This window comes from Paenibacillus sp. FSL R7-0216 (assembly GCF_037969915.1).
GTDB classification, from domain to species: domain Bacteria; phylum Bacillota; class Bacilli; order Paenibacillales; family Paenibacillaceae; genus Fontibacillus; species Fontibacillus rhizolycopersici.
In genome coordinates, this window is sequence record NZ_CP150222.1 from 2,003,886 (window position 1) to 2,027,309 (window position 23,424).

A 23,424-nucleotide genomic window follows, 5' to 3' on the forward strand; every position below is an offset into this window, starting at 1 on the left:
GAGGAGCATAAGGAGGTGTGTGCATGGGTGCGAAAAGGCTGACGCCGGCGGATCGAATATATATGCTGCTTAATTATTCGGTGTTGTTAATCTTTTGCGCCACGGCGTTATATCCCTTTATTTATTTCTTAGCCCTTTCATTCAATGACGGCTACGATGCGATGAAGGGCGGAATCTATTTTTTTCCTAGAGTGTTCACCTTAGAGAACTATGCAAAGGCGTTTACCAACCCGCTTATCTTAAATTCGTTTTACGTTTCGGTTACTCGAACCCTGGTGGTCACGATCGGATCCGTATTTTTGACGGCTTTGTTAGCCTATGCGCTTTCGCGGAAAGGCTTGCCGGGAAGAAAAGTTATCGTGTTCTTCTTTTTCTTTACCACCTTGTTCAGCGGGGGACTGATCCCGACCTTTATCCTGTTCCGGCAGTTACACATTCTGAACACGTTTTGGGTACTGGTTCTGCCCTCCCTGTATAGCTTCTTTAATGCGATTATCATGAAAACCTTCTTCGATGGGATTCCTGAAGCCTTATCGGAATCAGCCCGAATCGACGGGGCCAGCGAGTTATCGGTGTTCGCCCGAATCGTTTTGCCTCTTTCGATGCCGGTACTTGCTACTATAGCCTTGTTTGTCGGGGTGGGCGTGTGGAATGACTGGTTCACCGGACAATTTTTTATCCAGAACGAGAAATTACAGCCTGCAGCGACGTTCCTGAACAAAATGATCAGTGAAGCGTCTTTCCAATCGATGACGTCATCGTCGGGAAATAGCGGATCTGCGATTCAAAATATGACCGAATCTCAGATGGAGCTACGCGGCGTCACTCCGGAAGCGTTGAGGATGACTTTCGTCATTATCATTACGACACCGATCATTTGCGTGTATCCGTTTCTGCAGAAGTATTTTGTGAAAGGCGTATTGGTAGGTTCCCTTAAAGAGTAGGTGATATAAGAGGCCAAGCCTTTTATATAAAAATGTTCAATGAGAGGGGAGTGTAGTATGAGAAAGAACAAGTTGAGGGGTGTCCTTGGCATTCCGCTGATCGCTTTGCTTCTATTTGCAACCTTGACGGCTTGTACGGGATCAGGCGGGAAGGAGGAAGCGGGAACGGGGAACACGGGTCCGAGTGAGCCAGGTACTGTGAAGGAATCGGGCACGGAGGAAATAAAGCCGGTCACCTTAACTTTCCTTAGTGCTTGGAACGGGGGCGGAGCCGGTTTCCCGCAGGATCAGGAGAATAACCCCGTAGCTAGTCAAATCCGGGAAAAAACCGGAGTGACCTTAAAACTGGAGTCCATCACGACAAGCGAGGTCGAAAAGCTGAATACCATCTTTGCCTCCGGTACGGTTCCGGATATTGTGAACGCCCCCTTCTGGTCGACCACAGGGGGAGAAGGGCAAGTCATCAAGAAGGCCGCGATGGAAGGGCAACTTCTGGATCTCACTCCTTATCTGGATAAGTACCCGAATGTGAAACGACTTGTGACCACCGGGATAGCGAAGGATTTCAACGAGTTCGATCTCAACAGCCCGGATTTTGAAGGGAAAACCTATCTCATCCCTACGGAAACCCCGGACGGAACCCCAGAGAGCATTCATAACTGGAATTACGGCCTTTTTGCTCGGGGAGATATTCTCAAGGCGTTAAATGTGAAAGCGGAAGATATTGATACGCAAGAGGAACTTTATGATTTATTGGTCAAGATCAGAGACGGCGGGTTCAAGGATATTGCCGGAAAGCCGGTGATCCCTGCCGGAACGATGTGGAATGGATGGGATTATGGCCAATTCCTTGCGGGTTGGACGGATTACAACATTTCGGACTACCGTGAGGTTGACGGAAAGCTGATCCACTGGACGCAAACCAAGGATCATGAAGATAGACTGCTATATATGAGGAAGTTATTAACGGAAGGTTTGTTTGATCTCGAAGCTTTCAGCAATACGAGCACAACCGCAAACGAGAAGCTAACTACGGGCAAGCTCGCCGTATTCGGAGCTCAACCGATGTTGCCTGATTTATCCAAAACGCTGTATAAGACGAATCCGGATATGCAATATGAGCTGCTGGGACCCATGAAGAATAAGAGCGGACAAATTCGGACGCAAGTGGAAAAACCCGGCCGTTCCGGTTTCCCGGTCCTTTTCTTAAGCGCGAACATCAAAGATCCCGATGCGGCCTTACGGTACATTGATTATGTCAACAGCGAGGAAGGAAGGTTGCTATCGTACTTCGGGATTGAAGGAACGCACTACACGCTGGAGAATGGGATTCCTCAATGGATTCCGGATGTGAAGAAACAATTCGATGAGAATCCGGATTTGAAGAGAGATGCCGGGCTCAATTACCTTCCGGGAAGATTCATTGGTGCCTTCTCCGATACCGTCACTTGGCCTACGCCAGAGGATCAAAAAACGCAGTGGCAAAAGCTGGAGGAGAGCTTTTCGGCCAAATTGCCGATCAAAATCATCGACAAGGTCAGTGCCAGTTATCTTGCGAGAGAGTGGCCTAATTATCAGGAATTCATCGATAAAACCAGCAGCTTGAATTTTGATGAGGAATTTAAGAAGGCATTGTTTGCCGCGTCTGATGAAGAAGCTTTAAAAATGCTTCATGAGGTGCAAGACAAGTTTAAAGCTGCCGGTGTGGATGAGATGGCGGAGTTTGTGGCTCAAAAGGCGGCAGAACGAGATGATGTCGGGTTCTAACTCGACTCATCCTCAAGACGAAGGAGGACACGATATGTTGAACGTTGCAATGTTAAGTAAATGGCATGTGCATGCGGAGGATTACGCCAGAAAGCTGCAATCCCATGGGAAGGTGAAGATCACGGCCGTCTGGGATGAAGAACCCGAACGCGGAAGGGAATGGGCAACCCAATTGGGTGCGGATTTTGAGGCGGATTTGGATACTCTTCTCGGGCGCGAAGACATCGATGGCGTCGTGGTGGATGCCCCTACAAGTATGCATGCGGACGTCATGGTCGCTGCGGCTCAGGCCGGTAAACATATTTTTACCGAAAAAGCGATGGCGCTTACCACGGAGGAATGCGATCGGATTTCGGCAGCGGTGCGCCAAGCCGGCGTCAAGTTCGGCATTTCATTTCCTGCTCGCACGAGACCGCACGAATTGTTCGTGAAGCAGCTGATCGATGACCGAATCTTAGGAGACGTTACGCTTCTGCGCATACGTAACGGCCACGACGGGGCTTTGAACAATTGGCTCCCGGAGTACTGGTACGATAAGAAGCAAGCCGGGGGCGGGGCCATGATGGACTTAGGTTGTCATCCGATGTACCTCGCCAGTTGGTATTTGGGGAAGCCCAAACGAATCAACTCCATGTTCCATTATTTCACGAATCGTGCCGTGGAAGATAATGCGCAATGCTCTATCGAGTTCGCCGATAACGCGGTCGCCCTGGTCGAAACCAGCCTGGTTACGTTCCGAACGCCTTCTGCGCTTGAAATTTACGGTACCGAGGGCACTTTGATCATCTCGGATCATACTGTGAAAGTCACTTCGAAGAAGCTCGATCTACCCTTTGGCGGATGGATTTCACCTCAACAACTCCCAGCAGAGCAACCGCTTCCGATCCTCCAGTGGGTGGATGCCGTGCTTGACGATAAACCAATGCCCTTCGGACTGGAAGAGGGGACGAAATTGACGGAGCTCTTGGAAGCAGCCTACATTGCCCATCAGGAAAACCGAACGGTAGAGTTCAAATGATTCAAATGACACAAGGGAGGGAAATTCGATGCGAACGGTCAAAATAGGAATCATCGGCTGCGGATTGATAGCGAATGACAAACATATGCCGAGTTTAGCGAAGTTGGAGAATGTGCAGATGGTGGCCTTCTGCGATTTGATCCCGGAAAGAGCCGAGCAAGCGGCGAAAAAATACGGTACGCCGGAAGCCAAGGTGTTCACGGATTACAAGGATCTGCTAGCGATCGAAGAGATCGAAGTCGTCCATGTGCTAACCCCGAACCGTTCTCACGCCTCGATATCCATCGATGCGCTCGAAAGCGGCAAGCATGTCATGTGCGAGAAGCCGATGGCCGTCACCGGTGCGGAGGCGAAAGCGATGTACGAGGCCCACTTGCGAACAGGCAAGAAGCTAACCGTCGGGTATCAGAGCCGGTCCAGCGCCAAAAGCCAACTGTTAAAAAAGATGATCGTAGGCGGGGAACTGGGTGAGATCTATTTCGCCAAAGCTGTCGCTACCCGAAGAAGAGGCGTACCGACCTGGGGTGTGTTTTTGGATAAAGAGAAGCAGGGCGGCGGTCCCATGATCGATATCGGAACCCATTCCCTCGACCTCATCCTGTGGTTGATGGATAACTATGAACCGGAAAGCGTCGTCGGCAGCGTCTTCCATAAACTGAAGGATACCGAAAATGCCGCAAACGAATGGGGATCTTGGGATCCTAATGAATTCGAGGTCGAAGATTCCGCGTTCGGATATGTGAAATTCAAGAATGGGGCTACCGTCATTATTGAAACTAGCTGGGCCCTGAACATTGCGGACGGCGGTGGCAATCTGCTCTGCGGAACGAAGGGGGGCGCGGATTTCAACCACAATAAATTGCGGATTAACGGCGAGCGGGACGGAAGCTTGTTCTTGAATCAGCTTGATGTGGATCCGAATGCAAGGGAACTTTTCCGTGGGGAGAAGATGTCCGATTTCGAGTATGAAGCCAAACAATGGATTCACAGCATCGTGAACGACATCGAACCCTTGGTTAAACCGAGGGAAGCGATGATTGTTTCTCAGATCCTGGAGGCGGTCTATCAATCCGCCGAGACGGGGAAGATTGTCTATTTTGATCAGGAGTAAGAATGTGAAATAAAGAATGTCCCATTCGGTCCGCGAAGCGAAAGCTTCGCGGATCTTTTTGCTAACGAATTATTGATTTCCGGTATCAGATGCGCGGGTGCCCTCATACAATAGAAAAAAATGGATTATCGATAATCGATAATCGATTATCGCGAATGGAGACGAAACAAGGATGCCGAGCAATGATATCGTCCCGCTGGTGAATTCCATTAGCGAGCAAATCTATTTAGCGCTCAAACGAAAAATACTCACGGGCGAGCTTTGCCCGGGAACCCGGCTCATCGTGCTGGATATCGCGGGACATTTCCAGGTTAGCCAGGCGCCTGTACGGGAAGCGCTGGAGCGGATGAAGCAGGAAGGATTGATCACCGGCATTCGAAATAAAGGGTCGGTCGTATCCAACATTACATCCAAGGAGATTCGGGATCTGTTTGTCCTCCGCGAAATCATAGAGGGGTTCGCTGTTCGCGCGTCTATGTCAACGCTTACAGAGGCGGATTACGCCGCGCTTGAGCGGATTATTCAAAGGATGGAGGAGGCGGTCGAGCAGAGCGACACGCTAAGCATTTTGGAAATGGATATGGACTTTCATGGCTTTTTCTACAAGCGCTGCGATAATCAAGCCATCTTGGAGCTATGGAACCATATGCGGACGAAGGTAATGCGCTTCATGGCCATCTCCAATCGGCATTCGACGACAGAAATGCTGGCCGATTGGCACCGGATGCTGATTGACGCCCTCCGGACGGGGGACGGCGACGTTGCGGAGGAAGCATTTATTGAGCACATGCATGCGTACAAGATCATTCATCTCGATTAAGGCCAGGATTTCAGTTGTCATTCTCTATCCAAAGGGGGAAAAGGAGTATGCTGAATGAACGTCTATTGTTGGACCACCAGGCGATCACGTCATGGATGAAAGACCGCCTTCTGCGATATCTTGTATCCGGGCCGGCAGATGCGAAGGCGGATTTAAAGGAGAGCTTGGCTAAGCTTCAATTGAATCCTTACTATACTTTCCCTACGATTGCGCTGCTGGAGCCAACTGCCCCCGCCGATCATGAACACGACAAGCTGTCTTATCTGGAGAGCATGCGAGAAAGCCTTCAGCAACGGATGCCGGCAAACGGTATCGCCTTTCTTGACGGGGACGGACGGATTGGGCTGCTGTTCTCGTGGGTATCCAAGGAGGTGCTTGAACGGCTGCGGGCTGTACTTCTGGAACAATTCGCTCATCCCGTGAATATCGGGGTCGGGAAGCCTTGCAGCCATTTGGGCGATATCCACTTATCCTATCGGCAGGCTTCATGGGCGTTACAGAACAAGTTCTACAGCGGAACCGGCCAAATGATCCATTTCGGCGAGCTTCGCCATCTGGAGTCGATAGACCGTTACCCGGTAGAGAGGGAAAAACAGTTGGTTGAGAGTTTCCGCTCGGCGGCTTCGGAACAGGAAATCTTAGAGGCGGTAGAGTCGTTTTATTTTGCGGTACTGGAGCAGGGGCCGGTCGACGTCAAAAGCATGTATGAGCTGACCATCCGACTGCTGGTCGGTGTGGAAAGAAGGGTCCTTGCCGATGAAGAAAATGTAGGCGCTTACAGATCCTTTGAAGCGACGTCGCTTGTGAGGTTAAGCACGCTGGAAGAGCTGAAGCACTACGTCTGCCTTTTTCTAACCGGGATGTGGAAGGTCGTCTCGCCTGGCCAGAAAGAGAACCATCGCAGCATCATTAAGAGGACGATCCTCTACATGGAGCAGGATTGCCAATGCGCATCGCTGCAGAGCGTTGCTCAGAAAGTGTATATGACACCAACCTATTTGAGCATGCTCTTCAGGACGAATACTGGCAAGACGTTTATTGAGCATTTGACCGATATTCGGATCGACAAGGCGAAGGAACTGCTTCGGACGACCCATTTGAAAAATTATGAAGTCGCTGAGAAAGTCGGTTACCAGGATCCCCGTTACTTCAGCCAAATCTTTAAGAAGAAGGTTGGGGTATCGCCGAGCGAGTATCGGGAGTCGATTTGCAAATAAAACAGGAAGCGGCGCAGCGTCCGCTTCCTGTTTCTTGGTTCTGCCCTTATAAACGTACGTCGGAACGGTGTCCGTCCTGCTCGTTCCGGCGCGCCTCCTCAAGCTCCTTCTCCCAGGATAAATGGCGGTATTCGGCAGCCGCCTCGTCGTTCTGGAACCACTGGATGAAGTCTTCCCACAGCGCGGTGGGCCAGGATGCGTCGATCTGCGCGGTGGAATAGACACCTTCCTTTAACCGAATGAAGCCAAACACGTCGCGGACCTGTGATTTCTCCGCCTGCTCCGCTGTCAGCTCGGCAAGATGGGGAGGGATGAAAATCACACCCGCCGGGGTTCCGAGAACCACATCGCCAGGAAGGCAAATCGCCTTGCCAATCCGGGTCGGCACGTTCATCCCCACCATCGTGACATCGCCGATGGCCGTCGGGTCGCTACCGCGGTAGTATACGTTAATGTTCTTGATCTCGGATACTTGCTGATTGTCGCGGATGCCGCCCCAGATCACGGCGCCGCCCCGCTTTGTTCGGGTCGAGATGGCCGTAGACAGGTTTCCGCCCACATAGGTGCCGAGATGGATCTTGTCGAACATATCGACGACAACGACGTCATCCTCGACTAGGGAGTCGATGACCCACTGGTTGAAGAAGCCCCTTCGCCCTTCCTGCTCATGCCCGTAATTCAGCAGCGTCTCGTGCAGATCGGGCCGCTTGGGCACCATAACGGCCGTTACGGCCCGTCCCACCATCACCTGATCGGGATGGACGATCTTAAAGTCGCCTTCGAACTGAAACGTATAGCCACGGTGCCATAGTGGCCCCCATGCTTCCTCCAATGTAATTTTTCGTATTCTTCGCAGGACATCTTCCGGCACCTTAGGTCGCCCGTTCTCGAACCGTTCGCCCTTCCACAGCGGAGTCAATTGAATGAGATCTTCCGGGTTATCGAATTTCATTGAAGCGCCTCCTCTTTGTTCAACATGACTCTATTGTTAGGGAGGGCCGCCGTTTTGTCGATGCGACTTTCTTAAGGCATTTCCCCGCCCCATCATAATTTTTTCCACCGCTGTCGTCGGCGCTTCCCGTGGGACCCACGGATTCTAAAAAATCAAACAATATCATAATTTCGTCACCTTTAATCGTGAAACCGCCTTCGAATACAGTAGTACTACTACAACATTTATCACAAGGTGTATCGCAAGAGGGGAGGAATCGAAAAGGATGGCTGCACAAACCAATACGATTAACGAAGCTGGAAAAGCTGGACGCGCCGTCCGAAAGCGCGCGAAGACCGGTGCAAACCATCTAGCCGGTTATATTTTTATTTCCCCGTGGCTCATCGGCTTTCTATTGCTGACGTTATGGCCGATCGCCCAATCGTTGTACCTGTCTTTCACCGATTATTCGCTCCTGGAGGATCCGGTTTGGACGGGAACGAGCAATTACGTCAACATTTTCACGAATGATTCAACCTTTACGAAATCTCTCACCGTAACCTTCACGTTCGTCCTATTCTCCGTGCCGCTCAAGCTGCTTTTTTCGCTTCTCGTCGCTATGGCGCTCAATCAGAAATTGAAAGGGATGAATCTGTATCGAACGGCCATTTATTTCCCTTCGCTGATTGGCGGAAGCATTGCGGTTGCGGCTTTATGGCGCAATATGTTCGGACTAGACGGCTACATCAATCAGGTGCTCGCCTGGTTTGGCATCCAGGGCATGGGGTGGATCACCAATCCGGACACTTCGCTCGGAACCCTCATTCTGCTGAATACTTGGCAGTTCGGCTCGACGATGGTCATTTTCCTGGCCGGACTCAAACAGATCCCTCAGGAGTTATATGAATCTGCGGCAGTGGACGGCGCAAACAAGTTCCGCCGATTCTTCAGCATCACGCTGCCGATGTTGTCTCCTGTCATGTTCTTTAACTTAATTCTCGGCGTGATCGGCTCCTTCCAAACCTTCACCTCCGCTTTCATCATCACCAAAGGGGGACCGGTCAATTCCACGTACGTGTACGCCTTGTTCTTGTACGAAAAGGCGTTCAAGCATTACCAGATGGGGTATGCCTCGGCACTTGCCTGGATCTTGCTTGCGATCGTGGGTCTGCTGACCGTCATTAACTTTGCCGCATCTCGCTATTGGGTGTTCTACGAATCGGAAGGGGGAGGGTCGAAATGAAGCTTAGGTCCAAGCTGACGAATCATCTGCTTCTGACTTTATTCTCCCTCCTCATGCTTTATCCGGTGATCTGGTGGGTTGGCGCTTCGCTGAAGAAGACGGAGGAGCTGAGCTTGCCGACGCTCTGGCCGAAAACGCCGTTATGGGAGAACTACAGCAACGGGTGGCAGTACTCCAGCGATTATACATTTGCCCATTTCTTCGGCAATACGCTTCTGATGGAGGTTGGGAACGTATTTGGCGGTGTGTTGACTGCCGCGGTCGTAGCCTATGGCTTCGGCCGACTGAACTTCAAACTGCGGGGCTTCTGGTTCTCGGTCCTTCTGCTGACGATGATGCTGCCCGGCCAAGTTACGGTCGTTCCGCAGTATATCCTGTTTAACTCCTTTGGCTTCGTGGACAGCTACGTGCCGCTTGTTCTGCCGCATTTCTTCGGCGGAGGCGCGTTCTTCATCTTCCTTCTCGTCCAGTTCATTCGAGGCATCCCTCGCGATTTGGACATGGCGGCCAAGATCGATGGCGCTTCCGTATATGGCATCTTCGTATGGATCATCTTCCCGCTCATCAAGCCGGCACTCGTGACGGTTGCGATCTTCACCTTCATCTGGAGCTGGGATGATTTCTTCTCGCAGGTGCTGTACCTTAGCTCGGTTGATAAATTTACGGTTGGCCTGGCGCTCCGGGGATTCATCGACCAGTTTGAGATTCAGTGGGGGCAGTTGCTCGCGATGTCGCTGTTGTCCGTCTTTCCTTCCGCACTGATCTTCCTGTTCGCACAGAAGCATTTCGTGGAAGGGATCGCAACGACGGGGCTGAAAGGTTGATTTTGGCGTTACCCATTGAAGTCAAGTGCTTGATTAAGAGAAATGGAAAGGGGAAATCGACAATGAGCAAATCGAGATGGATGAGTGCAGCCGCACTCCTGCTGGCCCTGTTTCTTGTAATGACGGCTTGCGGCGGCGGAGGCGGAGGCAATGCCGGAGGAAATGCAGGTGGAAATTCCGGTGGGAATTCTGGAGGAAACGGCGGCGGGAGCGGTGGAAATGGAGACTCCGGCGGAGAGAAGACCCTCAGCATCATGTGGTGGGGGACGGACGCACGCCACGAAGCGACGCAGAAAGCCTTGGATCTTTATACGCAGCAAAACCCCGGCGTTAAATTCAAACCCGAGCATATGGCATGGGACGCTTATTGGCAGAAGCTGCCGACGTTAGCGGCGTCGAAAACGATGACGGATGTCTTGCAGATGGATGCGGCTTACTTGCAAGAATACGTAAGTCGGGGACAGCTGGAGGACCTGTCGGATATCGACCTGACCGGAATCGTCGATCCTGGCGTCATCGAGAACCTGAAGATCGACGGCAAGCTGTACGGCATCCCGCTGAGCCAGAATGCGCAGGGAACCGCCTTCAACAAGGCGGATCTCGAGCAATATGGCATCCCTTTACCGCATAAAGATTGGACCTATGACGAGTACTTCCAATGGGCGAAGGAAGCCCGCGCCAAGCTGCCGGAGGGCAAATACCCGATCGGCGACACGACAACCTGGGATTTCTACAACTATTACCAGACGGCGATGGGGAAACCGCCGATCATGTCTGACGGCGGGAAGACGTTTACGCTCGACAAGGACCTGTTCATGAAGTTCTATCAAACCTACGAACAATTCCGCAAGGATAAAATCGTTCCTCCGGCGGAGCAGTCTGCCGCCTTCCTCGAGAACGATCCGCAGGCCGACCCGATGGCAAGCGGGGTCGTGATGACGAGGGGCGCAACAACCGGCTCGGTCAGCGCGCTCGAGCAGCTCATGCCGGGCAAGGTGGGCGTCGTGAATATGCCGACCGGCCCTGCGGGCGGAGGCTGGGCGCAATCGACGATCTTCCTTAGCGTCAGCACCAATTCGAAGAACAAGGAAGAAGCCAAGAAATTCGTCAAATGGTTTATTACCGATGAAGCCGCAGGGGATGCGCTTGGTTTGACCCGCGGGATTCCGATCAATCCGGATATCTACAAGAAGCTAGAACCGAATCTGGAGGCGAAGGATAAGCTCGGTAAAGAAATTTATGATCTGTCCGTTGACAAGGCGTTGCCGTTCTATTCGCCGGCACCGGGATTTACGGAATGGGTGGATGCCTATAAGAAGGAGATGGACGCGGTGACGTTCGGTCAGCAGTCCATTGAAGAAGCTTTCAACAAAATCGATAAGCTCGGTAAGGAGCTGGTCGCCAAGGCAGGCAACTAAACGATAGAAAGAGGCGGATAACGACATGCAGCTTGCGGAATTTCTTCCATCCCAGCCAAGCCGGCTATGGCATTTGGCAAAACAGATGAACGTCAATTACGCGGTCAGCGGGCTCCCGTGGGAAGAGAAAACGGAGAAACCTTGGGATTTGATGCCGCTGATCCGAATGAAGCAGCGTTATGCCGACTTTGGTCTAACGTTGTCCGTGATCGAATCGATGCCGCCAAGCAACAAGATTAAGCTGGGAGCGCCCGGCCGTGATGAGGAAATCGAGATTTTTCAGCAATTCCTGGTCAATATGGGGGCCGCCGGCATTCCCGTGCTCTGCTATAACTTTATGGCTCAATTCAACTGGTTCCGCACCTCAACGACAACCCGGACACGCGGGGGAGCGCTCGTCTCCAGCTACGATCACAGCCTGATGGCGGAAGTGCCGCCCACGGAAGCCGGAATTGTGACGGAGGAACAACTGTGGGAGAACCTCCATTATTTCCTGGAAAAAATCGTTCCCGTCGCGGAATCCGCCCGGGTGAAGCTTGCGCTTCATCCGGACGATCCGCCGATTACGCCAATCCGCGGCGTCTCGCGGATCTTGCGGAACGCATCGGCGCTGCAGCGGGCCATCGATCTGGTGCCGAGCGCCTATAGCGGCATCACGTTGTGCCAGGGGACTCTTGCGACGGCCGGTGAGGATATACCGGGAGTCATTCGGCAGTTCGCTGACCAGCAGAAGCTATTCTTCGTCCACTTCCGTGACGTGAAGGGCACGCCGGAAAAATTCGAGGAGACGTTCCATGACGATGGTCAGACGGATATGCTCGAAGCGATGAAGACGTATTACGAGGTTGGCTTTAGCGGCCCGGCCAGGCCGGACCACGTGCCGACGATGGAAGGCGAAGACAATGAGAACCCGGGGTATGAGCTGCTTGGCCGTTTGTTTGGCGTAGGATATATTACCGGCTTAATGGAGGCGGCGGCCAAGATGAACCGCGCTTCCGCCACCCTGTAAGAGGAATGAAAAGGATCGTCTTGATCGGCTTGCGCCGTCAGGACGATCCTTTTATTGTGAAAGAAAAAGCAGAGGAGCCTCAGCTCCACTGCCGGTCGTTAGAATAATGATGATTCCATTGATCCGTTGATTCCCAGAGACCGCCGATTTCGGGATGAAGATGCTCAGCCAATACTTCGTCGTTCAGATCGTCGATCCCGAGTCCGGGAGCGTCCGTCAAGGTGATGAAGCCGTTCTGGACCAGCTTATCCGGGAGTCGGCTGCCGATGATGATGTCGTCCCACCAATCCACTTCACAGGAATGGTATTCGAGCGCTAGGAAGTTCTCCGTCGCCGCGGCGACGTGAGCGGCGGCGAGACAGGCGATGGGGCTCTCCGCCATATGGATCGCCATCGCGACGCCGTAATCCTGCGCCATGTCCCCGATTTTTTTCGTCTCGAGGATGCCTCCGGTCGTCAGCACGTCCGGATGGATGACAGACACCCCGCCGGCTTCGAGGAGAGGCTTGAAGTTCTCCTTCAAATAAATGTCTTCACCCGTACAGATCGGTGTCGTCACGGCGCGAGAGAGACGGGCATATTGATCCGTATACTGCCACGGAATCATATCCTCCATCCAGGCCAGATTGAACTTGTCGATACGTTTGCCTAGCTTGATGCAGTCCTCAAGTCCGATATGGCCGAAGTGATCGATGGCGAGCGGCACTTCGCTGCCGATAACCGACCGGACATCCGCGACATATTGCTCCAGCATGTCGAGGCCTTTTTCCGTCACATGAATGCCGGTGAAGGGATGAGGGATGTTGTAAATATCGTAGTGACGGTTTTTGATTTCACGAAGCTCCTGTTCGGTGAGATTACCTTTGTCGCGGCTGTAGCGGCGTTTCGCGATCTCCCGCATCTCTTCCAGGAAACCAAGCGGCGCGCTAAGCGTCCCCGGTTCGTTGATGAGCTGGCCGATGCCAAGATCCATCTTGAGGAAGGTGAAGCCGGCTTCCATCCGCTTCTTGAGCGCTTCGCCCATCGCTTTGCCGGTGTCCTTTCCGACAACATCCGTGTCGCAATACATGCGAACCCGATCGCGGAACTTGCCGCCGAGCATCTGGTAGATCGGCACGCCATACGCTTTGCCGGCCAGATCCCAGAGCGCAAGCTCGATTCCGCTGACGCCGCCGCCTTGACGCGCATGCCCGCCAAACTGCTTGATCCGGCGGAACAGCTTGTCGATATTGCACGGGTTCTCTCCGAGTAGCCGGCTCTTCAGCATGAGGGCGTAGACCTTGTCTGCGCCGTCGCGGACTTCCCCGAAACCGACCAACCCTTGGTTCGTGAATACCTTGATCAAGCTGCTGTGAAACGGACCGCCGACGATATCCGTGAAGCGGATATCGGTGATACGCAGCTCCGAAGGGCTGGAGGAAGTACGAACATGGGCCAGCGTTTGTTCGTACGTTTCTTTGTTTACCATGAAATCACTCCTAATCGGTTGGTGTGCTGCAGCCTCGTTACAGCAGCATGCTTCCGCCGTCAAGTCGGATAGCGGAGCCTGTCATGTACTCGCTTTCGTCCGAGGCGATAAAGCAGGCGAGCTGAGCGACATCAAGCGGGAGTCCTACGCGCCCCAGCGGAAATTTCTCCAGCTGGTGCTTGCGCCGCGCCTCCCGTTTCTTCTCTGCATCCGGATCGTCCGGTGAGATGAGGTTGTATTTGCCCACATCGACGGCTCCCGGCTCGATCGTGTTCACCGTAATGCCGTACGGTGCCAGCTCGATCGCGCTTTCCCGCCCGAGCATGCGGATCGCGCCTTTGGTCATGGCATAAATCGGATCGAAATCCGTCGGCCGCTTGGCATGTACCGAGGAGATCAGGATGATTCGTCCGGTTCCCTTTCGTTTCATGCCGGGAATAACGGCTTGGATACACTGCCAGTAGCCCTTTACGTTCGTATCGAACATGAGGTCGAACGTTTCGCCATCCTGTTTGAAAAGGTCGTAGTTCAGTTGTACAGCGGCATTGTTGACCAGAATATCGATATCGCCAGCACGGCTTTCAATGTGGCGAACCATCGCGGCGATCTCCTTCTGGTTCGAGACATCCGCCCGGACAATGAAGCTGCTTCCACCCGCTTCGTCAATTCGTCTCTTCGTCTCGAGAACGCCGGCCTCGCTCCGGTTATAGTGGAGTGCCATTCTTGCGCCTCTGTTTGCCATCTCGATGGCGATGCCCTGGCCGATGCCGGTACCGGCTCCTGTTACGAGTGCGACCTTGCCCGTTAGACTCATGGCGAATCACCGCTCCTTGGCCGTTTCATTTTGTGATCCATATAATGCAGGAGGAACCCTCCGTCCAGCCGGATATCCGCGCCGTTCACGTATCCCGCCTCCCTTGAAGCCAAGAAGTGGGCGACGTTTGCGATATCCTCCGCAGTGCCTAGCCGAGCGCTCGGAACTTTGAGTTCGTGACTGCGGTAGAGCGTCGTCAGCGAGCTGCGGAACCGTTCACCGTCGCCTTCGATCAGACCGGCCTCAATCGTATTCACGCGGATGCCGTGCCGCCCGAGCTCCAGGGCCGCTTCTTTGGCCAGCATCTTGACGGCGCCCTTGGATGCGCTGTAGACGAAGGAGGAGCCGGTCGGCTTCTCGGCATGAATGGACGAGACGAAGATAATGCTGCCCGACTCCCGTACCGCCATGGCCTTTCCGGCCGCTTGCGCGCATAAAAAGGCCGACTTTGCGTTGGTGTTCATTACCTCGCGAAACGATGCTTCGGAGCCGTCTTCGACGGAAATAGAGACGAGCCGATCGTTATTATGGATCAGGACGGTAAGCGCACCGAGCTCCCGCTCGGCCAGCAGAACAAGTTCACTTGCGTTCGCGCCGGCGCTCAGGTCGACATTCTTCACGATCACTTTGGATCCAGACGCTTTAGCCATGTCGATCTCGGCGGCAATTAGCGTGCCATCAGACAAACTGTTCAACAGGAAATAGGCGCCATCCTCGGCGAAGCGGCGGATCATGGCCTTGCCTGTGGGATGGTCGGCGTCCGTAATCAGAACGACTTGCGCAGGTTGATTCATACATCACCCCCGGGGTACCCGATTTGTAGGGCAGGTAGCTATGTCACACTCTCATCATAAGTTTCGGCTGCCCTCGGGTTCGAGACGTTAATCTTATGATTTTGTTTGATTTCTTTCAGAAGCTTTTCGTATGATGAATTCAATCGGAATCCATGACACAAGGAGGTAAGACATGGACCCTACATTATATAAAGCAACCCTGGCGGCAGGCCCACGGCATTCCGTCGGTCTTCGCTCGGACGGCACGGTTATCGCTGTCGGCGATCCTAAACATGGACAATGCAAGGTTGAGGACTGGCGTAATATCGTGGCGGTGGCGGCAGGGAATGTACATATAGCGACGAACACGGGGAATTCGCATACCGTTGGGCTTAAAGCGGACGGTACGGTGGTGGCGGCAGGTTGGAACCAGCATCATCAGTGCGAGGTGAGCGGTTGGAGCGAGATCGTGGCGGTCACCGCGGGATGGCGCCGGACCCTCGGCCTTCAATCGGATGGTACGGTGGTGGCTGTGGGGCGGAATGCGGAAGGGCAATGCGAAGTAAGCGATTGGAAGGGAATCGTAGCGATAACCGCAGGGGATTGGCATACCGCCGGACTCCGATCTGACGGTACGGTGATAATGGCGGGAAATAATCGTTATGGCCAATGTAATGTAAACAACTGGCGTGAGATCGTGGCGGTTGCGGCGGGGTATCTTCATACCGTCGGTCTTCAATCGGATGGCACCGTGGTGGCTGTGGGGTTGAACAGACATCATCAATGCGAGATCGGTGATTGGCGAGATATTGTGGCGGTTGCCACTGGCAGCTACCATACCCTCGGACTTCAAGCAGACGGTACCGTAGTGGCGGCGGGATCGAATCAACATGGCCAAGGTGAGGTGAGCAGCTGGCAAGATATTGTGGCGGTAGCTGCGGGTTGTGCTCATACCCTTGGCTTAAAGTCGGACGGAACGGTGGTCGCTACCGGGGATAACAGATACGGCCAATGCGAATTAAGTGGCTGGCGCAGCGTGCAGCTTTCCATTTAACATTATTTTACACACGCCATACATCTCCTTAATATATGGTATTTATCATAGAGTACGAAACTCAAAACATTTAGGAGGTTCGTACTTTATGAAACTTGCAAAAAGCTTGCGTTTAAGAACAGCGTTTGTGGTGACTGCTGCGGCAGCGGTAGCGGTGACCGGCATTCTGACCGCACAGACCCCGAGTCCGGCAGTGGCAGCCTCCTCAAAGACGAAGAACGTGATCCTGTTCGTGGGGGACGGAATGGGGAATGCAGCACGCAACGCCATTCGATTGGCTACGGTAGGAGAGAAAGGCAAACTGGCTATGGACGACATGCCTTATGCCGGTCTGGTACATACGAGCTCGACGTCGGCGGTAACCGACTCGGCAGCTTCCGCTACGGCGTATGCCAGCGGGGTCAAAACGTATAATGGCGCAATCGGAATGGATGCCAACAAGAAACCGGTCAAAACGATTATGGAATACGCGAAACAAGCGGGATTGTCCACGGGAGTCGTTACGACGAGCCAGGTGACGGACGCGACCGGAGCGGCTTTTGGTGCCCATGTGGAGAATCGTTCTGCGCAAAGCGATATCGCGCTCCAACTTTTGACGAAGAGCAAAGTGGATGTGCTGTTGGGCGGTGGCGAGGATTTCTGGTTCCCGGCCGGTAACCCGGGCGCGTTCCAAGACGAGCCGGCAGAGGATCCTTCCGAGAAGAGCAAGGGGACCCAAGGCAACCTGGTCGACAAAGCCAAACAACTGGGTTACACCTACGTCAACAATAAAGCGGATCTGCAAAAAGCAAAAAGCGGCAAGCTTCTCGGTTTGTTCGCGAATGAAGAGATGTTCCAGCAAAGAGAAGAAGGGGACGGCGATATTTATAACCCGGTCGTTTCTCTTCCGGATATGACTAAGAAAGCGATCGACACGTTGTCCCAAAACAAAAAGGGTTTCTTCCTCATGGTTGAGGAGGAGGCGACCGATGAGATGGCGCATGAGAACAACGCCGCATTGACCATTAAAGCCGGTCAACAGCTGGATAAAGCCGTGCAAGTCGCCAAGGAATTCGCCAAGAAAAACCCGGATACGCTCGTATTGGTCCTGGCCGACCATGAAACCGGCGGCCTTTCGATCGAGTCGGTTGATGCGGAGGATGAATCCGGAGATGCGATCTCCAAGGAAGACGGACCGTTTGCGATCGCGGGTTCCAAGGAGCAATTCATTGTTGACTGGACGACGTCCGGCCATACGGCGGTCGATATTCCGGTTACGGCGATGGGCAAGAACGCGAATCTGTTCACCGGAGCCTTCGAAAATACGGAAATCTTCACAAAGATGATGAAAGCACTAGGCTTTACCGCATAATAAGCACGTTGTTCTATGCCAAAGAGGCGATCATTCAGTTGGGCAACTAACTGGATCGATCGCTTCTTTTGTTTAAAGAAATACGGATGAGTTCTTTATTTTCAGCCTAGCGAGCGTTTTTTTGGAAGCGCTATAATTCAATTATCTAAATGACGGAGAGGATGAAGATCATGGATCGGCAAGTTTCGGAAGCATCCAGCCATTTGCACCACGGAAGCATCGAGGTCGTGGAATATCGCTCCACAACCGTAGGAACCCAGCGCAAAACAAGGATATATACCCCTCCCGGATTTTCCCGGAATCAAACGTATCCGGTACTCTATTTATTACATGGCATTGGCGGAGATGAACACGAGTGGTTTGAGCATGGCGAGCCGCATCTCATTTTGGATCGGCTTTATGCGGATGGGAAGCTCGCACCCATGATTGTGGTCATGCCCAATGGCCGCGCTATGCCGGAAGATCGGGCCGAGGGCGACCTTTTTGCCCCTGAGAAGCTTGAGGCGTTCGAGCGTTTCGAATGGGACTTACTCCATGACCTGATCCCTTTTGTAGAAGCTACCTATCCGGTCAGTACCGGGCGGGAGAGCCGCGCCATCGCCGGCTTGTCCATGGGAGGCGGGCAGTCCTTAAACATCGGATTAAGCCATTTGGATCAATTCGCCTGGATCGGCGCATTTTCCCCGGCCCCCAATACGAAGACTCCCGAACAGCTCGCCCCGAATCCGCAGGAGGCGGCGACGCGAATGAGTCTGTTATGGCTCTCTTGCGGTGATGAGGACAATTTGAAATACGTCAGCGACCGGACACATGCTTACTTCGCTGAGCAGGGGGTCCCCCACATTTGGGTGGAGGAGCAGGGAGGCCACGACTGGCCTGTATGGAGAAACGGCCTTAGCGAGTTTTCTCAGCGGATTTTCAGAAATGAACCGGGAGAGGGGAGCCGCCGATGAAAAAGCAAGGATTCAATCCATATCTGCCGTCTTGGGAGTATGTTCCTGACGGGGAGCCGCATGTCTGGGGCGATAGGGTTTACGTATACGGGTCGCATGACCGGTTTAACGGCCATGTATTTTGCTTAAACGACTATGTGTGCTGGTCGGCTCCGGTAGAGGATTTGGGGGACTGGCGATACGAAGGCGTCATCTACAAGAAAACCGATGACCCGCTGAATCCGGACGGCAGGATGTGTCTCTATGCCCCGGACGTTACCGTCGGACCGGATGGGCGGTATTATCTGTATTATGTGCTCGACAAGGTTCCGATCGTTTCTGTCGCCGTCTGCGAGACTCCGGCTGGGGAGTTTGAATTCTACGGGTACGTTCAGTATGCCGACGGCACGCGTTTGGGAGAAAAAGCCGGCGACGAACCTCAGTTTGACCCCGGGGTGTTGACGGAGGGCGAGCGGACTTACTTATATACCGGATTCTGTGCGGCCGGAGATCGATCCAGACACGGCGCGATGGTTACGGTGCTGGGCCCGGATATGCTCACGATCGTGGAGGAACCGGTTTTTGTCGCGCCAAGCGAGCCTTATAGCAAGGGGAGCGGGTTTGAAGGACATGCGTTTTTTGAAGCTCCTTCGATCCGTAAGAAAGACGATACTTATTACTTGATCTACTCCTCGATCGTCATGCATGAGTTGTGTTACGCAACCAGTCCATTTCCGACTCATGGCTTCGTCTATCAAGGAGTCCTCATCAGCAACAACGATCTTCATATCGATTCCTACAAACCGGCGGACAAGCCGATGTACTACGGCGGAAATAACCATGGCAGCATCGAACGAATCAATGGGAAATGGTATGTCTTCTATCACCGGCATACCAACGGTACAGCGTTCTGCCGGCAGGGCTGCATCGAGCGGATTCACTTCCGCGAGGACGGAACGATCGCTCAAGCCGAGATGACCTCCAGCGGCCCGAATGGCGGTCCGCTTGTAGGGCACGGAGAATATCCCGCCTATCTGGCGTGCCATCTGTTTTGCAAAGACGAGGCGACGTATACCGGCGGCTTCGGCTCCGGAGCCTGGATGGACAGCCGGTTTCCAAAAATCACTCAAGACGGGAAAGACGGAGACGAGGAGATCGGATATATCGCTAACATGACGGATTCTGCCACGGCCGGGTTCAAGTATTTCGATTGTCATGGCATCAAAAAAGTTAAGATCAAAGTACGCGGGTATTGCCAAGGTGCTTTCGAGATCCAAACGGCTTGGGAGGGGCCGGCGCTCGGAACCATCCCGGTTGACTTCACGAACGTTTGGACGGAATACACCGCAGACATTGCCATTCCGGACGGCATACAGGCCTTATATTTCAAGTATACCGGGAACGGATGCGCGGACTTGGCTTCGTTTGCCTTGGAATAAGCGCGTTCTGTCTATTCGACGGTTTCGGAAGGGTCACACAATTTCGGGCTTGGTCACACAATTTCGGAAAACGGAAGGAAGCTCTTCGAAATATCGTATAATTTTTACGAATTGACCAATCCGAAGGAGCGACTGAACCAATGAGACCAACAGAGATGAACGTAAGCGGCAGCATTGAAATGAAACCGCTTCCGGACGGCGGGCGTTTGATCGAAATTTCCCCGGAGGGGGGGAGGCTCCATTTCGCCGGCTTGGAGTTTAAGAAAGGCCAGCATCTTGTGCTGGAGCTAACCGTTCAATCGATCACGGAGTTTCAGATGGCGCTTGGTTTTTCGAAGCGAACTCCAAGTTCGGTGCAGAGTATACCGGACTTGTATTGCATGACGGGATTCCTGCCTCAGATTCGGGTTCGAACGTTTTTTGACCTTGAGCATTTAGATGCCCAGCATATCTTTCTGGAGCGTACGCCGGGCAAACTGAAGTCATTTTTGCAAGGAACCGCCATGGAACCGGAGCAAGTCAAGCATTTCGAAATGATTTTTTTGCCGTTCTATACGCATCGTTCCTTTATCCTGCACGATTTGTACCTAGCGGACGAGAAGCCAGATTGCAGCCTGGGACAGGAGGTAGAGCCGATCGTTGATGAGCTGGGACAATTGAAAATCAAGGATTGGGGCGGCAAAACCGAATCGGCAGAGGAGCTTGTCCGTTATTTGCAGAAAGAGGCAGAAGACGGCGCGATCGCGCATTTTGGACCGGAATACAGTACCTATGGGGGATATAAATCCATTCCTTTTGAACCTACAGGATACTTTCATGTCGCGCAGCAGGGGGACCGATTCTGGCTGGTGGATCCGGAGGGATACGCTTTCTACAGTAAGGGGCTGGATGTGGTTTCCTCCGGGGAAGCGGGACGGATCGACGGCATTGAACCTTGTCTGGAGTGGATCCCGGAAGAGGAAGGACCTTTCCGACCTGCTTTCCAGACAGGAGAGACGTTGAACGGTCATCGTTATTATAATTATGCCGTAAGCAATCTGATTCGAGCCTTCGGCGAGAATTATCATGAGACTTGGAGCCAAATGACTCGTTCTCGGTTGATCGATTGGGGATTTAATACGATCGGGAACTGGTCGGATCTGAACTTTGCCCAAGAAGCGAAGCTGCCTTATGTCATGCCGTTGGCCGGATTTCCTACAACCCAAGAGACCGTGTATCGGGATTTTCCTGACGTATTCAGCCAGGAGTATCGAGAGGCCTCGGAGCGGTATGCCGCGCAATTGGAGCCGTTTAAAGAGGACCGCTATCTCATCGGATACTTTATGACGAACGAACCGCATTGGGCGTTTGGGGATCGCGTGAATCTGGCGCGGGAAATGTTCCGCAGCGGATATTCCTTGGCAAGTAAGGAAGAGCTGATTCGCTATCTGGAGGATCGATATGAAGGCCGGCCGGATGCCCTAAGTGCGGCGTGGGGGATGGAAGTGGTGGATTTCGGCGCGATCCGTGAACTGGGGTATGAGGAATTTTCCGATGCCGCGGATGCGGATTTATTGGATTTTTCCCGCCGGATGGCCCATGAGTATGTCCGCATCCCGGCTCAAGCGTTGAAGAAGATCGATCCCCATCACTTAAATCTCGGAATGCGTTATGCGTTTATTTCTTCGGAACTGGTTCTGGAGGGAAGTGAGTACTATGATGTCTTCACTTATAACTGTTATAAGTTTAGACCGGATGAAGTCGACCTCCGCGCGATCTACGAACACACCGGTAAACCGATCCTGATCGGCGAATTCCATTTTGGAGCTCCGGATGTAGGGTTGCTAAGCCCGGGGTTGAAAGGCGTATACACGCAGGCCGACCGTGGCAAAGCCTACCGCTATTACACGGAATTTGCAGCGAGTCAGAAGTACCTGGTGGGGACGCATTATTTTATACTGAATGATCAAGCCACGCTAGGCCGTTTCGACGGGGAGAACTACCAGATCGGGATCGTCGATGTCTGCCATCGGCCTTATGAGGACTTTGTGCAGGAAATCAAGGCCACCCACGCGGAAATGCTGGACGTCATTCAAGGGACGAGGGCACCATACGGTGTTCAACCAACCGAATTGATCATGAAGTAGGCGTTATTGCCCGTATCTTCCCGGTACGGGTATTTGTTTTCTAAAAATCGTGATCGCCAGCCGAAAAACGAATACATCGATACGAAATCTGGAGCATATCCCTATGCTTCGATCCCAAGTACAATAGATACAGATAGGTGAAAGTGCTTACAATACTAGACTAGAACAGCTTGGAGGTCAGAGGGGATGGAAATGCAGCCGTCAACGCAACCCGCAGCCATGCAAGAGATAGAAACGCCGCCCTCGTCAAGGCGAAAATGGCTGAAGAAACTGTACACGCAAAGACATATTCAAATTATGGCTCTGCTCGGCATCGCTTGGATGATCATCTTCAACTACATTCCGATGTACGGTGTCATCATTGCTTTTAAGGACTACGACATTATTCGAACGATTTCGGAAGCCCCATGGGCGGGTCTTACGCACTTCAAGGAATTTTTGCAGGACGAGAACTTCGTCAATGTCATGAAAAATACGCTTGGGATCAGTTTGCTGAAGTTGCTTATGTTCCCTTTACCGATCGTATTCGCCTTATTCCTAAATGAGATTCGTTCGCTTCGGTACAAGAAAGCGATCCAAACGATTTCTTATTTGCCTCACTTCCTGTCCTGGGTTGTGCTGGGGGGGATCCTGGCAACTTGGCTGTCGGACGTGGGTATCGTCAATGATATTTTTATGGCGCTCCACATTATTGATAAACCGATTTCCTTCCTGGCTGAGCCGAAATATTTCTGGACGATCGTGATCACTTCGGATATTTGGAAGGAGCTCGGATGGTCCGCGATCATTTACTTGGCGGCGATTACGAGCATTTCGCCCGAAATGTATGAAGCGGCCACCATTGACGGAGCCGGAAGGTTCCAGCAAATGTGGTACGTTACGCTTCCGGCAATCAAAGCTACGATCAGTATTTTGTTCATCCTGGCGGTCAGCGGTGTGCTGAACTCTAACTTCGACCAGATTTTGGTGTTGCGTAACTCCTTGAACGATAGTGCAAGTAATGTTATAGATTACTATGTTTACTATACAGGGATTTCTTCGGGCCGGTACTCGTTCTCTACGGCGATCGGATTGTTCAAGTCCGTCATAGCGCTCATCCTGCTGCTGATTGCCAACCAAGTATCCAAAAAACTCAACGACACTTCGTTGTTTTAGGCCAAGGGGG

20 protein-coding genes are annotated in these 23,424 nt (G+C 52.7%); 16 read left to right on the top strand and 4 right to left on the bottom strand.

The genetic code is table 11. The features are described from left to right. Positions 1-23: 23 nt before the first annotated feature. From MKZ15_RS08910 to MKZ15_RS08935, 6 genes are all read left to right on the top strand, one after another. Positions 24-944, top strand: coding sequence for a carbohydrate ABC transporter permease (locus tag MKZ15_RS08910; protein ID WP_213621849.1), 921 nt, complete (start codon positions 24-26; stop codon positions 942-944). Positions 945-1,001: 57 nt separating this feature from the next. After that, positions 1,002-2,711 (top strand): extracellular solute-binding protein, encoded by a 1,710-nt coding sequence (locus MKZ15_RS08915; RefSeq protein ID WP_339821303.1) that lies wholly within the window; start codon positions 1,002-1,004, stop codon positions 2,709-2,711. Between the two features lie 34 nt (positions 2,712-2,745). Beyond that, positions 2,746-3,729, top strand: coding sequence for a Gfo/Idh/MocA family oxidoreductase (locus MKZ15_RS08920; RefSeq protein WP_339821304.1), 984 nt, complete (start codon positions 2,746-2,748; stop codon positions 3,727-3,729). A 28-nt stretch (positions 3,730-3,757) separates the two neighbouring features. Continuing rightward, positions 3,758-4,840, top strand: coding sequence for a Gfo/Idh/MocA family oxidoreductase (locus tag MKZ15_RS08925; protein ID WP_339821306.1), 1,083 nt, complete (start codon positions 3,758-3,760; stop codon positions 4,838-4,840). Positions 4,841-5,012: 172 nt separating this feature from the next. Beyond that, positions 5,013-5,660 carry a GntR family transcriptional regulator gene (locus MKZ15_RS08930; protein WP_339821307.1) on the top strand — a complete coding sequence of 216 codons (648 nt, stop codon included), beginning with the start codon at positions 5,013-5,015 and terminating at the stop codon, positions 5,658-5,660. A 47-nt stretch (positions 5,661-5,707) separates the two neighbouring features. Further along, positions 5,708-6,877, top strand: a complete 1,170-nt coding sequence (locus MKZ15_RS08935) for a helix-turn-helix domain-containing protein (protein WP_339821309.1) — start codon at positions 5,708-5,710, stop codon at positions 6,875-6,877. Positions 6,878-6,923: 46 nt separating this feature from the next. On the opposite strand, the gene MKZ15_RS08940 is transcribed toward MKZ15_RS08935, so the two are convergent. Beyond that, positions 6,924-7,829, bottom strand: a complete 906-nt coding sequence (locus MKZ15_RS08940; RefSeq protein ID WP_155605119.1) for an RraA family protein — start codon at positions 7,827-7,829, stop codon at positions 6,924-6,926. 265 nt (positions 7,830-8,094) lie between these two features. On the opposite strand from MKZ15_RS08940, the gene MKZ15_RS08945 reads away from it, so the two are divergent. The 4 genes from MKZ15_RS08945 (at position 8,095) to MKZ15_RS08960 (ending at position 12,302) form a co-directional block, all read left to right on the top strand. Next, complete coding sequence (locus tag MKZ15_RS08945; RefSeq protein ID WP_339821311.1) at positions 8,095-9,051, top strand: sugar ABC transporter permease; 957 nt, start codon at positions 8,095-8,097, stop codon at positions 9,049-9,051. Next, entirely contained in the window at positions 9,048-9,875 is an 828-nt protein-coding gene (locus MKZ15_RS08950; RefSeq protein ID WP_155605121.1) for a carbohydrate ABC transporter permease, read from the top strand. The genes MKZ15_RS08945 and MKZ15_RS08950 overlap by 4 nt, the downstream gene beginning before the upstream one ends. Before the next feature lie 62 nt (positions 9,876-9,937). Continuing rightward, positions 9,938-11,293: a sugar ABC transporter substrate-binding protein gene (locus MKZ15_RS08955; protein WP_339821313.1), complete on the top strand. Its 1,356-nt coding sequence runs from the start codon at positions 9,938-9,940 to the stop codon at positions 11,291-11,293. A gap of 25 nt (positions 11,294-11,318) precedes the next feature. After that, positions 11,319-12,302 carry a mannonate dehydratase gene (locus MKZ15_RS08960; protein ID WP_339821315.1) on the top strand — a complete coding sequence of 328 codons (984 nt, stop codon included), beginning with the start codon at positions 11,319-11,321 and terminating at the stop codon, positions 12,300-12,302. A gap of 79 nt (positions 12,303-12,381) precedes the next feature. Here MKZ15_RS08960 and MKZ15_RS08965 read toward each other — a convergent pair whose 3' ends face one another. From MKZ15_RS08965 to MKZ15_RS08975, 3 genes are read right to left on the bottom strand one after another with little or no spacing between them, the layout of a single operon-like run. Continuing rightward, on the bottom strand, positions 12,382-13,770 hold the full coding sequence (locus MKZ15_RS08965) for a mandelate racemase/muconate lactonizing enzyme family protein (RefSeq protein ID WP_339821317.1): 1,389 nt from the start codon (positions 13,768-13,770) through the stop codon (positions 12,382-12,384). Positions 13,771-13,807: 37 nt separating this feature from the next. Continuing rightward, the gene (locus tag MKZ15_RS08970) at positions 13,808-14,584 is read right to left on the bottom strand and encodes an SDR family oxidoreductase (RefSeq protein WP_339821319.1); all 777 of its coding nucleotides are present in this window, start codon (positions 14,582-14,584) and stop codon (positions 13,808-13,810) included. Then, on the bottom strand, positions 14,581-15,378 hold the full coding sequence (locus tag MKZ15_RS08975; protein WP_339821321.1) for an SDR family oxidoreductase: 798 nt from the start codon (positions 15,376-15,378) through the stop codon (positions 14,581-14,583). The genes MKZ15_RS08970 and MKZ15_RS08975 overlap by 4 nt, the downstream gene beginning before the upstream one ends. 172 nt (positions 15,379-15,550) lie before the next feature. On the opposite strand from MKZ15_RS08975, the gene MKZ15_RS08980 reads away from it, so the two are divergent. The 6 genes from MKZ15_RS08980 to MKZ15_RS09005 all read left to right on the top strand — a co-directional run bounded on the left by MKZ15_RS08980 (position 15,551) and on the right by MKZ15_RS09005 (position 23,414). Continuing rightward, the gene (locus tag MKZ15_RS08980) at positions 15,551-16,411 is read left to right on the top strand and encodes a chromosome condensation regulator (RefSeq protein WP_339821323.1); all 861 of its coding nucleotides are present in this window, start codon (positions 15,551-15,553) and stop codon (positions 16,409-16,411) included. A gap of 88 nt (positions 16,412-16,499) precedes the next feature. After that, positions 16,500-17,762, top strand: a complete 1,263-nt coding sequence (locus tag MKZ15_RS08985; protein WP_339821325.1) for an alkaline phosphatase — start codon at positions 16,500-16,502, stop codon at positions 17,760-17,762. Between the two features lie 170 nt (positions 17,763-17,932). After that, a complete protein-coding gene (locus tag MKZ15_RS08990) occupies positions 17,933-18,715 on the top strand; it encodes an alpha/beta hydrolase-fold protein (protein ID WP_239483660.1) in 783 nt (260 codons plus the stop codon). Beyond that, the gene (locus tag MKZ15_RS08995) at positions 18,712-20,133 is read left to right on the top strand and encodes a family 43 glycosylhydrolase (RefSeq protein WP_155605132.1); all 1,422 of its coding nucleotides are present in this window, start codon (positions 18,712-18,714) and stop codon (positions 20,131-20,133) included. The genes MKZ15_RS08990 and MKZ15_RS08995 overlap by 4 nt, the downstream gene beginning before the upstream one ends. Positions 20,134-20,273: 140 nt before the next feature. Next, the gene (locus MKZ15_RS09000) at positions 20,274-22,259 is read left to right on the top strand and encodes a hypothetical protein (RefSeq protein ID WP_339821329.1); all 1,986 of its coding nucleotides are present in this window, start codon (positions 20,274-20,276) and stop codon (positions 22,257-22,259) included. A 192-nt stretch (positions 22,260-22,451) separates the two neighbouring features. Then, positions 22,452-23,414 (top strand): ABC transporter permease subunit, encoded by a 963-nt coding sequence (locus MKZ15_RS09005; RefSeq protein WP_239483679.1) that lies wholly within the window; start codon positions 22,452-22,454, stop codon positions 23,412-23,414. The last annotated feature ends 10 nt before the right edge of the window (positions 23,415-23,424 follow it).

Coding starts and splice junctions, on each gene's coding strand:
- MKZ15_RS08910 (WP_213621849.1), top strand. CDS start 24: ATGGGTGCGAAAAGGCTGACGCCGGCGGATCGAATATATATGCTGCTT.
- MKZ15_RS08915 (WP_339821303.1), top strand. CDS start 1,002: ATGAGAAAGAACAAGTTGAGGGGTGTCCTTGGCATTCCGCTGATCGCT.
- MKZ15_RS08920 (WP_339821304.1), top strand. CDS start 2,746: ATGTTGAACGTTGCAATGTTAAGTAAATGGCATGTGCATGCGGAGGAT.
- MKZ15_RS08925 (WP_339821306.1), top strand. CDS start 3,758: ATGCGAACGGTCAAAATAGGAATCATCGGCTGCGGATTGATAGCGAAT.
- MKZ15_RS08930 (WP_339821307.1), top strand. CDS start 5,013: ATGCCGAGCAATGATATCGTCCCGCTGGTGAATTCCATTAGCGAGCAA.
- MKZ15_RS08935 (WP_339821309.1), top strand. CDS start 5,708: ATGCTGAATGAACGTCTATTGTTGGACCACCAGGCGATCACGTCATGG.
- MKZ15_RS08940 (WP_155605119.1), bottom strand. CDS start 7,829: ATGAAATTCGATAACCCGGAAGATCTCATTCAATTGACTCCGCTGTGG.
- MKZ15_RS08945 (WP_339821311.1), top strand. CDS start 8,095: ATGGCTGCACAAACCAATACGATTAACGAAGCTGGAAAAGCTGGACGC.
- MKZ15_RS08950 (WP_155605121.1), top strand. CDS start 9,048: ATGAAGCTTAGGTCCAAGCTGACGAATCATCTGCTTCTGACTTTATTC.
- MKZ15_RS08955 (WP_339821313.1), top strand. CDS start 9,938: ATGAGCAAATCGAGATGGATGAGTGCAGCCGCACTCCTGCTGGCCCTG.
- MKZ15_RS08960 (WP_339821315.1), top strand. CDS start 11,319: ATGCAGCTTGCGGAATTTCTTCCATCCCAGCCAAGCCGGCTATGGCAT.
- MKZ15_RS08965 (WP_339821317.1), bottom strand. CDS start 13,770: ATGGTAAACAAAGAAACGTACGAACAAACGCTGGCCCATGTTCGTACT.
- MKZ15_RS08970 (WP_339821319.1), bottom strand. CDS start 14,584: ATGAGTCTAACGGGCAAGGTCGCACTCGTAACAGGAGCCGGTACCGGC.
- MKZ15_RS08975 (WP_339821321.1), bottom strand. CDS start 15,378: ATGAATCAACCTGCGCAAGTCGTTCTGATTACGGACGCCGACCATCCC.
- MKZ15_RS08980 (WP_339821323.1), top strand. CDS start 15,551: ATGGACCCTACATTATATAAAGCAACCCTGGCGGCAGGCCCACGGCAT.
- MKZ15_RS08985 (WP_339821325.1), top strand. CDS start 16,500: ATGAAACTTGCAAAAAGCTTGCGTTTAAGAACAGCGTTTGTGGTGACT.
- MKZ15_RS08990 (WP_239483660.1), top strand. CDS start 17,933: ATGGATCGGCAAGTTTCGGAAGCATCCAGCCATTTGCACCACGGAAGC.
- MKZ15_RS08995 (WP_155605132.1), top strand. CDS start 18,712: ATGAAAAAGCAAGGATTCAATCCATATCTGCCGTCTTGGGAGTATGTT.
- MKZ15_RS09000 (WP_339821329.1), top strand. CDS start 20,274: ATGAGACCAACAGAGATGAACGTAAGCGGCAGCATTGAAATGAAACCG.
- MKZ15_RS09005 (WP_239483679.1), top strand. CDS start 22,452: ATGCAGCCGTCAACGCAACCCGCAGCCATGCAAGAGATAGAAACGCCG.